The sequence below is a fragment of the Thalassospira sp. CH_XMU1448-2 genome, from assembly GCF_037027285.1.
Taxonomy (GTDB): Bacteria; Pseudomonadota; Alphaproteobacteria; order Rhodospirillales; family Thalassospiraceae; genus Thalassospira; species Thalassospira profundimaris_C.
This window is the reverse complement of record NZ_JAYMEA010000004.1, coordinates 1-16,027: the sequence shown is the minus strand read 5'-3', so window position 1 is coordinate 16,027 and position 16,027 is coordinate 1. Positions and strand designations below refer to the sequence as shown.

The 16,027-nt window shown below is 52.8% G+C and carries 13 protein-coding genes, 1 tRNA gene and 1 pseudogene; 7 read left to right on the top strand and 8 right to left on the bottom strand.

Features of this window, described 5'->3' with window-relative positions; translation table 11 throughout:
- Window positions 1–218: 218 nt before the first annotated feature.
- Window positions 219–938 (top strand): GNAT family N-acetyltransferase, encoded by a 720-nt coding sequence (locus WA318_RS15165; RefSeq protein WP_336082440.1) that lies wholly within the window; start codon window positions 219–221, stop codon window positions 936–938.
- Between the two features lie 68 nt (window positions 939–1,006).
- Here WA318_RS15165 and WA318_RS15160 read toward each other — a convergent pair.
- A pseudogene (locus WA318_RS15160) lies at window positions 1,007–1,438 on the bottom strand (TRAP transporter large permease subunit); the annotation flags it as partial.
- Window positions 1,439–1,531: 93 nt separating this feature from the next.
- On the opposite strand from WA318_RS15160, the gene WA318_RS15155 reads away from it, so the two are divergent.
- The 3 genes from WA318_RS15155 to WA318_RS15145 all read left to right on the top strand — a co-directional run bounded on the left by WA318_RS15155 (window position 1,532) and on the right by WA318_RS15145 (window position 4,421).
- Entirely contained in the window at window positions 1,532–2,467 is a 936-nt protein-coding gene (locus tag WA318_RS15155) for a glucosaminidase domain-containing protein (RefSeq protein ID WP_336082435.1), read from the top strand.
- Between the two features lie 105 nt (window positions 2,468–2,572).
- A complete protein-coding gene (locus WA318_RS15150) occupies window positions 2,573–3,208 on the top strand; it encodes a CDP-alcohol phosphatidyltransferase family protein (protein ID WP_114098443.1) in 636 nt (211 codons plus the stop codon).
- A 109-nt stretch (window positions 3,209–3,317) separates the two neighbouring features.
- Window positions 3,318–4,421 (top strand): ABC transporter substrate-binding protein, encoded by a 1,104-nt coding sequence (locus WA318_RS15145; protein ID WP_114098444.1) that lies wholly within the window; start codon window positions 3,318–3,320, stop codon window positions 4,419–4,421.
- A gap of 76 nt (window positions 4,422–4,497) precedes the next feature.
- On the opposite strand, the gene WA318_RS15140 is transcribed toward WA318_RS15145, so the two are convergent.
- The 3 genes from WA318_RS15140 to WA318_RS15130 form a co-directional block, all read right to left on the bottom strand.
- Window positions 4,498–4,845: a hypothetical protein gene (locus WA318_RS15140; RefSeq protein WP_114098445.1), complete on the bottom strand. Its 348-nt coding sequence runs from the start codon at window positions 4,843–4,845 to the stop codon at window positions 4,498–4,500.
- Between the two features lie 116 nt (window positions 4,846–4,961).
- Window positions 4,962–5,237: a GIY-YIG nuclease family protein gene (locus tag WA318_RS15135; protein ID WP_336082430.1), complete on the bottom strand. Its 276-nt coding sequence runs from the start codon at window positions 5,235–5,237 to the stop codon at window positions 4,962–4,964.
- 150 nt (window positions 5,238–5,387) lie between these two features.
- Entirely contained in the window at window positions 5,388–6,167 is a 780-nt protein-coding gene (locus WA318_RS15130) for an SDR family oxidoreductase (RefSeq protein ID WP_336082428.1), read from the bottom strand.
- Between the two features lie 298 nt (window positions 6,168–6,465).
- Between WA318_RS15130 and WA318_RS15125 the strand changes: the two genes are divergently transcribed.
- The gene (locus WA318_RS15125) at window positions 6,466–8,058 is read left to right on the top strand and encodes an inverse autotransporter beta domain-containing protein (protein WP_336082426.1); all 1,593 of its coding nucleotides are present in this window, start codon (window positions 6,466–6,468) and stop codon (window positions 8,056–8,058) included.
- Between the two features lie 78 nt (window positions 8,059–8,136).
- On the opposite strand, the gene WA318_RS15120 is transcribed toward WA318_RS15125, so the two are convergent.
- Both WA318_RS15120 and WA318_RS15115 read right to left on the bottom strand, forming a co-directional pair.
- Window positions 8,137–8,793 (bottom strand): 2-dehydro-3-deoxy-6-phosphogalactonate aldolase, encoded by a 657-nt coding sequence (locus WA318_RS15120; RefSeq protein WP_336082424.1) that lies wholly within the window; start codon window positions 8,791–8,793, stop codon window positions 8,137–8,139.
- A 4-nt stretch (window positions 8,794–8,797) separates the two neighbouring features.
- Window positions 8,798–9,769 carry a 2-dehydro-3-deoxygalactonokinase gene (locus WA318_RS15115; RefSeq protein WP_336082422.1) on the bottom strand — a complete coding sequence of 324 codons (972 nt, stop codon included), beginning with the start codon at window positions 9,767–9,769 and terminating at the stop codon, window positions 8,798–8,800.
- A 489-nt stretch (window positions 9,770–10,258) separates the two neighbouring features.
- On the opposite strand from WA318_RS15115, the gene katG reads away from it, so the two are divergent.
- On the top strand, window positions 10,259–12,442 hold the full coding sequence (katG, locus tag WA318_RS15110; RefSeq protein WP_336082420.1) for a catalase/peroxidase HPI: 2,184 nt from the start codon (window positions 10,259–10,261) through the stop codon (window positions 12,440–12,442).
- A gap of 135 nt (window positions 12,443–12,577) precedes the next feature.
- Here katG and WA318_RS15105 read toward each other — a convergent pair whose 3' ends face one another.
- On the bottom strand, window positions 12,578–13,075 hold the full coding sequence (locus WA318_RS15105; RefSeq protein WP_336082418.1) for a hypothetical protein: 498 nt from the start codon (window positions 13,073–13,075) through the stop codon (window positions 12,578–12,580).
- 99 nt (window positions 13,076–13,174) lie between these two features.
- Here WA318_RS15105 and WA318_RS15100 point away from each other — a divergent pair, with 99 nt between their 5' ends.
- Window positions 13,175–15,580: a hypothetical protein gene (locus WA318_RS15100; protein WP_336082416.1), complete on the top strand. Its 2,406-nt coding sequence runs from the start codon at window positions 13,175–13,177 to the stop codon at window positions 15,578–15,580.
- 206 nt (window positions 15,581–15,786) lie between these two features.
- Here WA318_RS15100 and WA318_RS15095 read toward each other — a convergent pair.
- Window positions 15,787–15,863 (bottom strand) — tRNA-Met (locus WA318_RS15095).
- Between the last annotated feature and the right edge of the window lie 164 nt (window positions 15,864–16,027).

Genomic DNA, 16,027 nt, shown 5'->3' with positions numbered 1-16,027 from the left:
AATATCCCTCTGCCCAGCACGTGAGTAAAATAAAATATAACAGCCGGGATCGCAACCAAAGATAGAGCAGCATACGATCAGACACCCGCTTAATTCACATAACCGGTTTTCAACATCCAACCTACAAATTGGCACCATCACATTTACAGAACTGGCACTGGAATCAGGGGCCAATTTAACCATTCTTGATCTATAACCCTGACGAACAAGGATGTTTCATGAGTTCACCTTACAAGGATAATTTTGGCAAACCGGTTGGTCATCCGGTTGAGAACTGGACCGGATGCAAGCTGCCCCCACGCAGTGACATGACCGGTCAACATGTGATTGTCAGCCCGGTCAACGTTGCGCGCGACGCCCGTCAACTGTTTGACGCCAACAATGCGGCCGCCGACGGATCGCGTTTTACCTATCTCTGGACACATGCCTTTGATGATTTTGACGCTTACCGCGCCTGGCTTGAGGGCATGGTAGCCAATAGCGACCCGATTCTGCATGCCATCATCGACAAATCGACCAATATGGCGGTCGGTGTGGCCGCCTTCATGCGGATTGATGCAGCCAATGGCGTGATTGAAGTCGGCAATATCAATTATGCCCCGGCCCTGTCCAAAACCATCGGCGGGACCGAGGCGATGTATCTGATGATGAAGCGTGCCTTTGATGAACTGGGCTATCGCCGCTATGAGTGGAAATGCGACGATCAGAACGCCCCCTCTCGCGCCGCCGCCGCCCGATACGGCTTTACCTATGAAGGCACCTTCCGCAATCACATGGTCTATAAGGGACGCAACCGTGACACCGCCTGGTTTTCGATCACCGATGAAGAATGGCCAACTGTTCGGGCCGGGTTTGAAGCCTGGCTGTCGCCCGATAACTTCGATGAAAATGGCACCCAACGCCATTCACTTCAGGCCCTGATGCACCCTGTCTCGTGATCCGGGGCTCCTCGCTTGGTTTTACGCCGACAAACCCCGCATATGAGGGGTTTGTCGGCTTTACCGATTTAACGATTGATCATCATACCTGGCAGGAAAGTCGCGATTTCCGGCCACACAGTGATAAGCACCAGACCAAACAGCATCAGGAAAAAGAAAGGCAGAGAGGCCTTGGTAATGGTCAGAATGTCACGACCACTCATGCTTTGAAGAACAAACAGGTTAAAACCGACCGGCGGCGTAATCTGCGACATCTCGACAACCAAAACCAGATAGATACCAAACCAGATCGGATCAAGCCCGGCACTCTGGATCATTGGCAAGGCTACGGACGATGTCAGAACGATCATGGATGTGCCCTCAAGGAAACATCCAAGAACGATATAGATGAGCGTCAGGACAACAATCAGCATGTAAGGCGACATGCCCATTTCGTTGATCCAGTTGGTCAGGGCCACCGGAATGCCGGTAAATGCCATTCCAACTGACAGAAACACAGCCATGGGTTGATTTAGAAATCCATTCCCGGAACAAAACATGATAGGTTCAAATCGTCCCGGCGCGCCGCCGCAACGGATCAGGAAAGAACCATCATGCCCCGCAACAGCTTGTTCCGGTCTCTTGTCGACCGGGCCAGAATGGCCATCGTGCTCATCATAGCCCTGCCGGGCCTTGCCAAGGCCGACATCACCCTTCCGATCCCCACGGACGATGATATCATCCGGGTCGAGCTGCACAGCTATGAACAACTTGCCAGCTTCTTTGATGATCTGGGCTATACACCGGAATCATGGAATGCCGGGGAACGGATTATTCCGCGCCTGTTCTTACAAACCATTCCCGGCCAATGGCGTGATGAAATCGCCGACCAGCTTACGGTCACAGCAAAAAAACGCACATTTTTCCGTACCCTTGGTCCGCTGACCTTGCTGGCAAACGAAGAAATCGCCTTCCAGCAAAAAGCACTCAGCGATGCGATTGCCAATAACGACACCGCTGTCATTGCCGAACTGGCCGGTCAATATCGCGTCAATACAGCACCTGATGATCCGGCAACCATTGCTGAATTGCAAAAGCGGATCGCCCCCGTCCCGCCGTCCCTTGCCATGGCGCAAATGGCAATCGAAAGCGGCTGGGGAACATCACGCTTCGCGGCCGAGGGGAACGCGTTGTTCGGACAATGGACCTATGACGGTGAAGGGATCACCCCGGAACAACAGAGAAGCCATCTTGGTGACTATAAGATCGCGGCTTTCAAAACACCGTTCGGCTCGGTCAGGGCCTATATGATCAATCTCAATACCGGTTCGGCCTACGCGGAATTTCGCGATATGCGCGCAGGCATGATTAAACGCAATGAACCGCTTTCGGGAACGTCACTTGCCGAAACGCTGACCCGTTATTCAGAACGCGGCAACGTCTATATCAAGGAAATCCAGGCGGTCATCAGACAGAACAATCTGGCCCATGCCGATGAGGCTGTTCTTGAAGACAATCCCTATTACCACCTGATCCCGCAAGGCGAATGACCGCCTTCCAACAGTATTTCAAACCTTCTGACGAACTGGTGATTTTGAATTATCCGGTAGCAGAACTATAGTCGGCAAGAAACACGCTAACCGGATGATATCACAATGTTTGACGCTCGCCTGCGCCCCCTGATCGACAAGCCGCTCATTGTGGTTGCCAGAACCCTGTCCGGGACGGGTATTACACCAAACATGATCACCGGATTTGGTTTTGTACTGGGGTTTCTCGGTGCTGCTTGTCTGGCCTTTAAGCTTGATTATGCCGCGCTTGTCCTGATCCTGGCATCCAGAATAATGGATGGACTGGATGGTGCGGTTGCCCGCCATGCCGCCCCGCGATCCCGCCATCCCGGCGCCAAAACTCAGGAAAGCGATCTTGGCGGATATTATGACATCGTTTCTGACTTCCTGTTTTATTCGGGGATTATTCTGGGCTTTGCCATCGGACGCCCCGAACACGCATTAATGGCGGCCTTCCTGATTTTTTGCTTTGTCGGTACGGGGTCGAGTTTTCTGGCCTATGCCATCATTGCCGCCAAGCAAAACCGCAATCATGACAGGCAGGGCAAGAAGAGCTTCTATTTCCTGACCGGCATTACAGAAGGCAGTGAAACCATCCTTGTCCTGTGCCTGATTTGCGTCTTTCCACACTGGTTTCCCCAAATCGCAGCGATCTTTGGTGTGCTTTGCCTGATGACGACATTCGGGCGCGTATTGCAGGCCCGCCGGGACTTCGGATAAGGTCTGTGATCCGCCTCAACGTCTTGAAACATCTTTGGTTCAAAACCATATCGCTGTCATGACACCATGATGCATTTCCGACCGTTTTTCATATGCAGTAAGGAACAAGATGCGGCCTCGTTCATTGCTTTCTGCCATCTTTCTTGGGTGTTTCCTCCTCGTTGCCTGTGATCAGACAGGCCCGATCAAGATAGGCTTTATTGCCCAACTGAGCGGACCGGGTTCCGATACCGGCACAGATTCCCTTAATGCCCTGAAACTTGCGGCCCAACAGATCAACAATTCGGGCGGCATCAATAGCAGAATGATTGAAATCATCCCCCGTGATGATGAAAAATCCCCGGAACTTGCACAGAAATTTGTCCGCGAATTCGGCGAACTTGGCGTTGAAGCCATTGTCGGCCCGATCATCAGCTCAATCGGGATGGCGATGCTTCCAGTGATTAACGAGCTTGGCATTGTCACGGTTTCGCCCACAATATCGGCAGCCGAATTTGCCGGATTTCGTGATTATCTGTTTCGTATGAACACAACGACCCGGGAAAATGCGCGTGCTTATGCCAAGCGCAGCATCAGTCTTGGACGCAAACGCGTATCGCTTGCCCTTGATGGCCAGAACGAAGCATTCGCCGACAGCTGGTATCGCGAGTTTCTGTTGGAGTTTGACGAACTTGACGGACGGGTTATTTCCAAGGTCTGGATCAATAATGACAACGGTACACACGCTGATGCCGCATCCCGGCTTCTTGAGGATGCGCCCGATGCCATTGTCCTGATCACCAACAGTGGCGACAGCGCCACCATGGCAAGGGAAATCCGCAAACTGAATGCGGACATACCGCTTTCCGCTGCCGAATGGGCCGGATCGGATTCCCTGATTGAAGTCGGAGCCGATGCCGTAGAGGGCATGGAACTTATCCAGGCCTATGACCGCTATGACACCAATCCGCGCTTTCAGAAATTCGTCGCAGACTACAGCTTGATGTTTGATCGCGAACCCGGCTATAGCGCCGTCCTGACCTATGACGCGGCAACCATGCTGTTTACCGCTTTAAGCACCAAGCATCCTGACCAGTCTCTTGCCAACGCCATGACCACCTTGCCACCCCAGACCGGTTTGCATCAGGAATTGATGTTTGACCAGTTTGGCGATGGCAACCGCAACATCTATTTCGTGGTGATCGAGAACGGAAAGTTCATCCGCATACAGTGAAATCCGCGCATCACCCAAAACAAAAGCCCTGCAAATGCAGGGCTTTTGTTGATTGCAGACCAGCAGGCAACAAAACCTAGTGGTCGCTTTCTTCAAGGAAATGATCGCCAAGGCCGGTATCATATTCCATGCCTTCCTTGGTCAGAACGATGCTGGCCGGATAACCATCCTTGACCAGACCTTTACGGGCCAGCGCCACCCAGACAGCCGGGTTTTCAAAACCGCTGGCATCACGGGCCGATACCGTGAACTGGCCGACATGCACGTGATCACCATGTGCATGCGGTACACGCAAAAGCGTGCCTTCGCCACTGGCTTCGTCAATCCGGCCCGAATTCGGGTCCTTGGCGATGACCTGTGCCAGCACAAGGGTACGAAGCTGCAAATTATTGAGTTTGAGCGGATTTTTGCGAACGAATGCCATATCTGGTTTCACCCCGGTTTCAATGCGTTATTTGCAAGGACATATCTGTTACTTGGCGCGATGATGCAAGCCCTGTTTTGGTCAATGCCGTTGCAACAATTGCAATGCTTGTTGTCTTAGCCACCCGCCAGCTGCTTGCGCAATTTGCGATCCCGCTTGAGATGCCATTCCCGGCTCATCGCCTGCCCGAATGTACGGAACCGTTCGACATAGACCAGTTCCCACTGCCGCCCGCGGGTACTTTTGGCCCCTTTGCCGCTGTTATGGGCTTCAAGGCGCGCCTCGACATCGGTCGACCATCCCACATAAGTCCGGGGCACCTTCACCCGCGCATTTTCACCCGGATCAAAATCCAGTTCGCGCAGCACATAGACAAAGGTGAATGACGCCATTTTCGAAATATCGAGCCTTGCGACTTGGAGATGAATTCGTTTCATGATGTGGCGAAAACGACTGACTTCGAGAACCGGAGCACAGCGTACTTAAGTACGTGAGCACCGAAAGCGCAGAAGTCAGTCGTTTGCAGCCCGGCATGGGACGAATTAAAGGGTGGAGTTGAAGGCTCCGCCATCGAGCAAAATATTCTGCCCGACCATGAATTTCGCATGTTCGCTGCACATGAAGGCACAGGTCGCACCGAAATCAAGCGGATCGCCAAAACGCCCGGTCGGAAGACCGGCCTGGGTTTTGCTGCGCGCTTCATCAAGGCTGATCCCCTCGGCCTTTGACTTGTTGGTCATCAGCGCATTGATGCGATCGGTATCGTGCTGGCCCGGAAGCAGGTTGTTCATGATCACGCCATCTTTGGCAACCTGACGCGAGGTACCCGCGACAAAGCCGGTCAGACCAGCCCGTGCACCGTTCGAAAGACCAAGATGCGGGATCGGCGATTTGACCGAGCCCGACGTGATATTGACGATACGGCCCCATTTGCGCGAAATCATGCCCGGCAGAACGGCGGTCGCCAACAGGATCGGGGTCAGCATGTTCGACTGAACAGCCGCTTCCCATTCGGCCTGCCCCCAGTCCGACCAGATGCCCGGAGGCGGGCCACCGGCATTATTTACAAGGATATCGGGCGCATCAACAGCGGCCAGAACCTTGTTACGGCCTTCCTCGGTGGTGATGTCACACGCAACCGTGGTGACATTCACGCCAAACGTATCACGGATATACTCCGCCGTTTCATTAAGCGGCCCTTCGGAACGCGCATTGAGAACAAGATCAACGCCCGCTTCGGCCAGCTTGATCGCGCAACCACGACCAAGTCCCTTGGAAGATGCACAGACAATCGCCTTGCGACCTTTAATTCCCAGATCCAATGGATCCTCCCATTCTGGAATTCATACAATGGCAGGAATGTAGACCGGCTTTCCCTGTCGGGTCAAACGCCCTTCCACGATTTGGAAACGATTGTTCCAGTTCAATCAAACAGACCGGTTTGGGTGTATTCCGCCCGCTGTGAGGTACCGCACACACAACCCCTGACGATCAAAATATCGTTGAACATTACTAAAAGTTGAGTTAGAGGAATTTTCAAGTAAATGAGCAGCATAAAAACAAATCATAAGCGTACCGGAACAGCGCAGTGGTCTGTTGACCGCGTGGCTTGCGTTGACGGTGACTGACGGAATTCTCAATCCGGTCGCTGCTCAGGATTTATCCGCCCCCAAATGGGGACCGCATATCGACCTTGAAGGCAAGGCAGGCACAGATCGCAACCTTGGGGAAACAGATTTGTTCATTCCCCTGTCACAAGACGACGAAACACTGTTCTTCACCAACCTTCGCGCCCGAATGGACGACAATGACAGCCGCGAAGGCAACTTCGGCCTTGGCGTCCGTCATATGCTTGACAGTGGTTGGAACCTTGGTGGGATTACCTATTTCGACCGCCGAAAAAGCCCCATGGGCAACATGTTCAATCAGCTTACTTTCGGCGCCGAAGCCTTGTCCATGGACTGGGACCTGCGTGCCAACGCCTATGTTCCGGTTGGTCGTACATCCCACGATGAAGATAGCCTGAGCACCGCGACCATTTCCGGTGCTTCCATCATTTTCCACGGCGGCGAGGAACGCTCCCTTGGCGGGTTTGATGCAGAAATCGGATGGCGCGCCCCGCTTTTTGACGAGAATGCTGGTCAGCAATTGCGCCTTTATGGCGGGGGATATCGCTTTTCTGACGACCGCGCAGGCATGATTGCCGGTCCGCGTGGAAGGTTTGACCTGACCTTTGACGAAGTCCCGTTCCTTTGGCAGGGCTCGCGTCTTAGCCTTGGTGCCGAAGTGCAGCATGACGATCCGCGCGGTACGCAAAGCTTTGCAAGTTTCCGCCTTCGTATTCCGCTTCAGGTCTTTTCCGAACGCAAGACTTTGCGCCAGAACCTCAGCCCCATTGAAAAACGCATGACCGATCCGGTGATCCGTGACATCGACGTCGTCACCGAGGCAGGCAGCTTCGGCCCGGCTGAAACCGGCGTGACTACAATGTCAGGGGGTGTAATTTCCGTAATTGATAGCGCGTCGACGACCACGGCAAACCTTGCAACAGCCGTTGCCAATGCAGGCGCAAACTCGACCGTCATCCTGCAAGGCAACTATACGGGGATGAACGGCGCCAAAATAACACTTCAATCCGGTCAAACATTGATGGGAAGCGGCACAATGGTTGTGAAATCCCCGTCCGGGCGTACGGCGACCATGACGATGGGGTCAGCCTCCCTCTCAGGCACGGGCCAGGTCGCCCCGAGTTCGATAGCAAGCCTGATCCAGATGGCCAATAACAGCACACTCGACGGTATAACCGTTAGCAACTCCGCCAACGGAGGAAATGGCACAGCAACCATTCTAATCAGTGGTGTATCGAACGTCACAATCAAAAACAGCACGTTGACCGGTTCGGCAACCGGCTCCGGGACCACACCGATCTTTATCCAATCTGGCGCCAGCAACATCACAATTACCGGCAATACATTAAGTGCCGTCGGCAGTGGAACTATAAATACGACTGGCGGTGCCATGATCAACGTCGCGAGTAATGTGACATTCTCGAACAACTCGGTATCGGCAACGAACGGCACCAACCGAACACTATTTCTGATTAACGCGACGAACCTGTCAGGTTCTGGCAATACCAGAAATGCCGAAACATGCGAGACCTCCGGCACCAATACCGGGTCTATCAGCTTTACCGACAACACCACCTGTCCGTAAGAAAACGGGCACCAAAATTAAAAGCGCCCGGTGCGATATCCTCGCACCGGGCGCAAACATTTTTGGTCCTTGTATGTCTTAGCCAAACACCGCGTCATGGGCATGAACATAGGCAATAGCGGCCTTTGAGACATCCCCCGCCGTCATGCCGGGTTTATAGATCCCCGACCCAAGGCCAAAGCCATCGCAGCCCGCCTTGGCATAGACGCTAAAATCATCCGGCCCAACGCCGCCAACCGCATAAACCGGCATGTTAGCGGGCAAAACCGCACGCATGGCCTTGATTCCCTCTGCCCCGATGATGCTGGCCGGGAAAATCTTTAGCCCGTCGGCACCGGCCTTGATCGCGGCAAAGCATTCGGTGGGCGTCAAAACACCGGGCCATGATCCCATGCCAAGTTCCTTGGTCTTGGCGATCACTTCAATGTCGCAATTGGGCGATACGACAAATTCACCGTTCGCTGCCTTCACATTGGCAACGTCATCCGTGGTCAAAACCGTGCCCGCCCCGATCAGCGCCGCGTCCCCCACGGCGTCTTTCATCGCCGCAATGCTTTTAAGCGGTTCGGGCGAGTTCAGCGGCACCTCGATCATGGTGATCCCGGCATCAACCAGCACACGCACCATGTCGACAGCTTCGCTCGGCTTGACCCCGCGCAGGATTGCAATCAGGCGACGGTGTTTTCCCGGCGTGACGGCATCCGTGATTTGTTCTGCAACATATGATGGTGCCATGGTCCTAGATCCTCTCTGATGCGGTCTTTAAGGTATGATAGGCTTGCGTCAAACCGGCAAGGGTAATGGCGGTGCCATCCATCGGAGTGGCCTTATGACCATGGACGCCCAGGGCCGCCTGATAAAGCGATGCCAGCTTTCCTGCCCCGATAAGTGCAATTTCCTCGCCCGGCTGCAAAAGTCCCAGCACATCGGCAATCTCCGCCCCGATGACGGTGCCCGACAGCACGGCACCGCCGGGGGCAACCGCCGCCCCGTCGCGCGCAACAAGGGCGCGTGCGCGTACCGTGAAAAGACTGTGCAGGAAACTGGCCGGTTGCACCTTGGCCGCGCGCACGGCATCGGCAAAGGCCCCGTCATCCCAGCCCTCTTTGACCGAATGACGCAGGATCGAGTTTTGCGATAAAAGCGCAAAGACCTCGCCACTCATATAGGTACGAAAACCGCTGATCTCGCCGTTTGACACCCGCGCCCATTTCGAATGGGTCCCGGGCAAACAGACCCACCCGGCAAACCCCGGATGCGCATCCATAAACCCGACCAGCTGGGTTTCCTCGCCGCGCATGACATCGGCATCATCACGCTGACACAGCCCCGGCAGGATCGACACCGAAATACGAGGATCCCTCACATTTGGTTGTACTGCCCCTTGCGCAAGATCAGACGGCCGTGCCGGTACATCGCAATAGGGCGCCTCAAGCCAGCCCTGCCTGGCCCCGGCCATGCCGCATATCACCACGGGCACCGCATGTGCGTCTGATGGCAACCAAGCGTCTATCAGGCTGATCAGAACGCCTTCAAATGAAAGCTTCTCGTCGCCTGCAATCGCATTCATGCCAAGCGGACTTTGGGTTTCTGCAAGGATGTTCGCGCGATCATCCAGTGCCCAGACGCGCAGATTGGATGTACCCCAGTCAACTGCGATCCAGCCCGGCACCTGTGTCGGGGTAGCCAAATGATGTGATGAAGCCGTCAACGCCCTGCCCTTTGATCTTTGTTCTCGCGATGATGTGCGGAGCGGTTTGCCTTACCCGTCAAACACCGCATCGCCGGTTTTATATCCTCATACTATTTGCAAGGAACCCGGTCAATCACAGAGCTCTCCGTAAAACATCCCAATTAATCGGAAAAATCTATCAAACATACATAAAATAACTATTTCACCTATTATTGTGCCGCTTGTTAGGGTATCCAGAGCGATGGGGAAACCCGTCACTTCGGATTTTGTGACCCGGCGCGTTGCTATCCCTGAGTTGAACATTATCTGCAACATGAAAGCTTCACGTAGAAATACTGGCGCCTTCAGAAGGGTTTTGTTTAAATCATAACCTCAGGGATACGAACCACAGGCCGATACAAGACAGCGGGTCGGGACTTGCTGTCTTGTCATCATGACCTCTGGCGCAAGGCAATACGGGTCAAGGAGCTGTTTTAAGAACATCTCAGCCATTACGGAGAGAGAGAAATGGACGGAAAACATACTGCAGGGAAATGTCCGGTTATGCATGGCGGTCAAACCGCACTGGGCACCACTGTCACCGACTGGTGGCCGAACGCACTGAATTTCGACATTCTGCATCAGCACGACACCAAGGTTAACCCGCTCGGCAAGGATTTCAACTATGCCGAAGAACTCAAAAAACTTGATGTCGAGGCGCTTAAAAATGACCTCCGCGCCCTGATGAAAGACAGCCAGGACTGGTGGCCGGCCGACTGGGGCAGCTATGTCGGCATGTTTGCCCGCGTTGCATGGCACGCAGCAGGCTCCTACCGTCTGGCCGATGGCCGTGGTGGCGGCGGCACAGGCAACCAGCGTTTCGCACCGCTGAACTCCTGGCCCGATAACGTCAATACCGACAAGGGCCGTCGCCTTCTCTGGCCGATCAAAAAGAAATATGGCAACAAAATCTCCTGGGCCGACCTGATGATCCTTTCAGGCACCATTGCCTATGAAGTTGCCGGTCTGAAAACCTTTGGCTTTGCCTTTGGCCGTGAAGACATCTGGCACCCGGAAAAGGACATTTACTGGGGCGCTGAAAAGGAATGGCTGGCACCAAGTGACGGTCGTTACGGTGATGTCTCCAAACCCGACACCCTTGAAAACCCGCTTTCGGCCGTTCAGATGGGCCTGATCTATGTGAACCCCGAAGGTGTCAACGGTCAGCCCGACCCGATGAAAACCGCCGCACAGGTGCGTGAAACCTTTGCCCGTATGGCGATGAATGACGAAGAAACCGCCGCCCTGACCGCCGGTGGTCACACCATCGGCAAGGCACATGGCAATGGCGATGCCGCCAACCTTAGCGCCGAACCCGAAGCCGCCGATGTCACCGCACAGGGCATGGGCTGGATGAACACCAAGGGCCGCGGCATTGGCCGTGATACGGTTGTGTCGGGCATCGAAGGTGCCTGGACCAAAAACCCGACCCAGTGGGATATGGGCTGGTTCGATCTGCTGTTCGGTTACGAGTGGGAGCTTAAGAAAAGCCCGGCTGGTGCATGGCAATGGATGCCAATCGACATTAAGGAAGAAGACATGCCGGTTGACGTCGAAGACCCGTCAATCCGTTGCATGCCGATCATGACCGATGCCGATATGGCGATGAAGGTTGACCCGACCTACAATGCCATCTGCCAGAAATTCATCGCCGATCCGGAATATTTCTCTGACACCTTTGCCCGTGCATGGTTCAAGCTGACCCACCGTGATCTCGGTCCGAAATCCCGCTATCTCGGCCCGGACGTTCCGGCAGAAGACCTGATCTGGCAGGACCCGATCCCGACCGTTGACTATAGCCTGTCAGATGCCGAAATCGCCGATCTCAAGTCCAAGCTTCTGGCATCGGGCCTGACCAGTGCCGAGCTGATCAGCACCGCCTGGGATAGTGCGCGCACTTTCCGTGGCTCGGACATGCGTGGTGGTGCCAATGGCGCGCGCATTCGTCTGGCCCCGCAGAAGGATTGGGAAGGCAATGAGCCCGCCCGCCTTGCCAAGGTTCTCAAAACCCTTGAAGGCATTCAGGCCGGCCTTGCCAAGAAAGTCTCGATTGCCGATCTCATCGTGCTTGGCGGGACCGCGGCAGTTGAAAAGGCCGCCAGGGATGCCGGTGTCAACATCACCGTGCCGTTCGCACCGGGCCGTGGTGACGCCACCGACGAGATGACCGATGCCGCATCGTTTGACGTGCTCGAACCGCTTGCGGATGGCTTCCGCAACTGGGTGAAGAAAGACTATGTTGTCAGCCCGGAAGAAATGATGCTCGACCGTGCCCAGCTGATGGGCCTGACCGCACCGGAAATGACCGTCCTGGTCGGTGGCATGCGTGCGCTTGACACCAACCATGGCGGCACCAAACACGGTGTCTTCACCGATCAGGCTGGCAAGCTGACCAACGACTTCTTCGTCAATCTGACCGACATGGCCTATAGCTGGAACCCGGCAGGCGACAACCTTTACAACATCGTTGATCGCAAAACCGGCGCAACCAAATGGACCGCAACACGCGTCGATCTGGTCTTCGGTTCCAACTCGATCCTGCGCGCCTATGCAGAGGTCTATGCCCAGGACGACAACAAAGAGAAGTTTGTTACGGACTTCGTTGCCGCCTGGACCAAGGTGATGAATGCGGATCGGTTTGATCTTGCCTGATGCGCTCAGACGCTAATGTGATTTGGATTGGAGCTTTTGGGCTCTGAAAGAGGAACACCCCCGGCTTTGTGGCTGGGGGTGTTTTTTTTTCAGGACCAAACATCTTGGAAACATAGTGACCACTTACTACACGCACTAAGTGGTCTGTTCAGTTATTTCAGACTCGATTTTCTCAAGTTGATGCCGCCACCAGTAGACAGCTTCACGAAACAACTGAAATGCATCATCGCCGCTTTTGTACTCGACGAAGTATCCGTGCTCGTCTTTTACTAAGCTTGTTCCCCATGAATATGTTTTTAAAAGATTATTTCTTCCGTCTTCAACGAAATCCCAAAAAATCCGATTTTGCTGACGATCCGTCTTTATACGCATCCAATTGCGACTAATAACTTCAGCGTGTTTAGTAGAGAGCGGTTTATCTACCTTATCCAAGACGTGACCAATAGTTCTTAAGAGCGTTAGACCTGCCACCCAGAATATGCGCCACTCTGGCAACTCGTCTTCCCCATCTACCACGTCAAGATGTTGAAAAGAAAAAAGAATTGAAACACAGTCTGTGAATGGCTCCCATGCGTTCAATGTCTTTATTGCTATCCTTCGCGTGAAAATATCTCCTTTTCCATAGCTTTCCATTTTCGCCTAGGCTCCATCTTTAGTTGCGCAGAACCCAAGGTATACATCATGCTATGCGAAATTTAGAAAAATAGACGTCTTCCCGCACCGAGGTGAAAATTGATCGATCTACACGCAACCATTCGCCTTCGGCCAACCAGAATCGCACTTCTGGTGCGCCCAACAGATTTAACGAGCATTCGAAAATTCATGCGCATTTGTTGCTGCATGTGGGGTGGTAGATTTAATCCAATTATTCCGGTGTTCAGATCGGCACCACCTGCTTGGCAAAATACCTGTAGCCCACAACCTAGCGGCAAAAAAATTGCTCAGGGATACTTAAATTTTTTCGAACCTGATGCATATGTGGAAGCTGAACCAGGACTTCTGGAGCGGTGTGGGCTTGATGCTTTTAAGAACAAGAACTCAATTGGTTCCAGAGCTGTTAGCTTAAACAGAATGCTTCAGCCTGAAAGCTATCGCTCCTATTCCGAACTAGCCATGGGCCATTCAATTACCGATGCTTTGCACGAACGGTACGAACGAGAACGCCAGTTCGTTTTGCGCGATAAAAATGAGGGCCTATATGTCAAAGAAGAGAGTGCGAACGGACTTGTTGAAGCAATGTTTGGTCTTTATCCATCGGAGAAAGCTTCCAAGTACTTCTACGATATTTACCACGACGTATTCAATCCATCCGAAGTAACTGCCTCGCCAGAAACTTGGCGCAAAGTCTATCAAGAACATGCAGAAACTCCACTCTTCTCCACTTCCTACAAAATAGAACTCGATCGTGGCTGGCAAAATGACCCAATTGTCTATGTATTTAATCCAGAGAGTCCCCTTGACCTAATTGATCTTTGGAATATTCGCCTTGAATCGTCCCCGATCTTACCTGTTCCAATTACTTGGTGGAATGAACTTGTTAAAGACGTAAACGAATTTATTCGGGATCAATACCGTCCCTTACAGGGTAACCCACACGGTATAATGCACACCACAACGATAGAGCTCTCTCGTTCACTATCAGAAGATCAAGTCAAAGAGGTACTTGCTCAAATTGATCAAAACCTACCTGACAGATCATGGGGCGCTAAACTCTTCCGCAATGAGATTTGGCGAGAACGTCAGCCAAACGTTGGGCCAAGCTATAATCGGCTTAATTTAAGAGCAGCAGAGCGCAGAACAACGCTAGAAATCAAAAAACAAGATTACTCGATGGTTAAGTTCGCTTCACTGCAACCGAGTTTTGCAACCATTGCAGGCGGAGGACGTCACACCAGATGGATTAATGAGGTCGACCTAACCAGCACCAACGAGGTCTACGCCACGTCGTATCCCTTTAACGTCAAAAATCCTTTTTACCCTCGACTAACCTTTGGGCGAGAAGCAATTGTTATTGGCCGCAGAGGCTGGTCTATCGCTCAATCGTATGTAGACTCCACAACATCCATTGAACTTCAGAAACAAGAAGACGCTGTTATCTCGTACCTCGCCGAATTAGGCTTTGAGACCAAATTATCTGAACCGGGTCATATCGCAAAACAAGTGCTTCATCATATTGGTGGTTTATGGGGCATTTATTTACTGAAGCACCAAGAAACACTACGCCTCTTGAATGAGATGGCCGGGCGCCGAAGACGGCATGATAAAGAGAATTATATCGACGAAGAGCTATTTGGGCCACGCGCAAAGCCAGCCAACAGATGGGTTCAATTAGTTCAGACACGCAAACAAGCTGACCCGACATCGCGAGTTAGCATTTCTAAATTTACTGATTGCAGCATTATTCGGCTCGGAACCACGACCAAGTGTCCATCCTGCACCGAAGTCAACTGGCATGACCTTAATCAACTTAGCTATAAATTAACATGCGAAAGATGCCTCGCCACCTATCCTTTCCCACAGGGAACCGCAAATACGAATGACGTGCTTTGGAGCTATCGGGTAATAGGTCCCTTTGCTGTTCACGATTATGCCCGCGGTTCCTATGGCGCCCTACTCGCGATTAACACTCTCAGCGGCTACCACCGTTTCGAGAACACCTCTACATTCTCTCCAGCACTCAGTATAAAGCTGCCAAACGGTGAGCTATGTGAGGTCGATTATTTTGGGTGGATTACTGAAAAGCTGCATGGAGAGAAATACAACCCGAGAATCGTGATAGGAGAAGCAAAATCGTTCGGTGATGGCGAACTGATAAAAAAGAAAGACATCTCTCAGATTAAGAAGGTCGCCACTTATTTCCCTGATGCAGTAATAGTCATCACAGTTCTTCGAGACAAGTTTACAGCGACTGAAACAGACCTGATTCGCTCTTTAGTAAAATGGACGAACCGCTTCTCATCAAACCGAAACCCTACCAATTCAGTGATCTTACTTACAGGAATTGAACTATTTGGCGATTATGATCTTGAACATATCTGGAGTACAGCAGGGGAAGAATACACACCTTTTGCGAACTACCGCCACTGCAATTCGTTGGACGAAATTGCACGTTCCACCCAAAAAATACACTTAGGCTAGGTGAACCGTAAAGCCTTAGCAGGGACCGGATTTGCTTGTTTTGGTTGCGGGGGCAGGATTAGCGCTCGCTTTGCTCGCTCAGCTCCGGCCTTTGGCCTCCGCAAAGAACCTTTAAGCAAACAGGCATTGGCCTGTTTGCGAGGTTCAGATCCACAGCCCCGGCGACAAATAAAAAAAGCGGCCCCATAAGGGACCGCCTTTTTTATTGGTTGCGGGGGCAGGATTTGAACCTGCGGCCTTCAGGTTATGAGCCTGACGAGCTACCGGGCTGCTCCACCCCGCGTCAGGGTGAGATCTGTTTTTAAACAGATAACGCCGCATCATGGATGAGGCGGCGTTTGATGTTTGGGTGTGATGTTAGGGAATATGATGCTGTATTTGGAAGGCCCGGCGGTGACCTACTCTCCCGTGCCTTAAGACAAAGTACCATCGGCGCAGGCTGGTTTC

Coding starts and splice junctions, on each gene's coding strand:
- WA318_RS15165 (WP_336082440.1), top strand. CDS start 219: ATGAGTTCACCTTACAAGGATAATTTTGGCAAACCGGTTGGTCATCCG.
- WA318_RS15155 (WP_336082435.1), top strand. CDS start 1,532: ATGCCCCGCAACAGCTTGTTCCGGTCTCTTGTCGACCGGGCCAGAATG.
- WA318_RS15150 (WP_114098443.1), top strand. CDS start 2,573: ATGTTTGACGCTCGCCTGCGCCCCCTGATCGACAAGCCGCTCATTGTG.
- WA318_RS15145 (WP_114098444.1), top strand. CDS start 3,318: ATGCGGCCTCGTTCATTGCTTTCTGCCATCTTTCTTGGGTGTTTCCTC.
- WA318_RS15140 (WP_114098445.1), bottom strand. CDS start 4,845: ATGGCATTCGTTCGCAAAAATCCGCTCAAACTCAATAATTTGCAGCTT.
- WA318_RS15135 (WP_336082430.1), bottom strand. CDS start 5,237: ATGGCGTCATTCACCTTTGTCTATGTGCTGCGCGAACTGGATTTTGAT.
- WA318_RS15120 (WP_336082424.1), bottom strand. CDS start 8,793: ATGGCACCATCATATGTTGCAGAACAAATCACGGATGCCGTCACGCCG.
- katG (WP_336082420.1), top strand. CDS start 10,259: ATGGACGGAAAACATACTGCAGGGAAATGTCCGGTTATGCATGGCGGT.
- WA318_RS15105 (WP_336082418.1), bottom strand. CDS start 13,075: ATGGAAAGCTATGGAAAAGGAGATATTTTCACGCGAAGGATAGCAATA.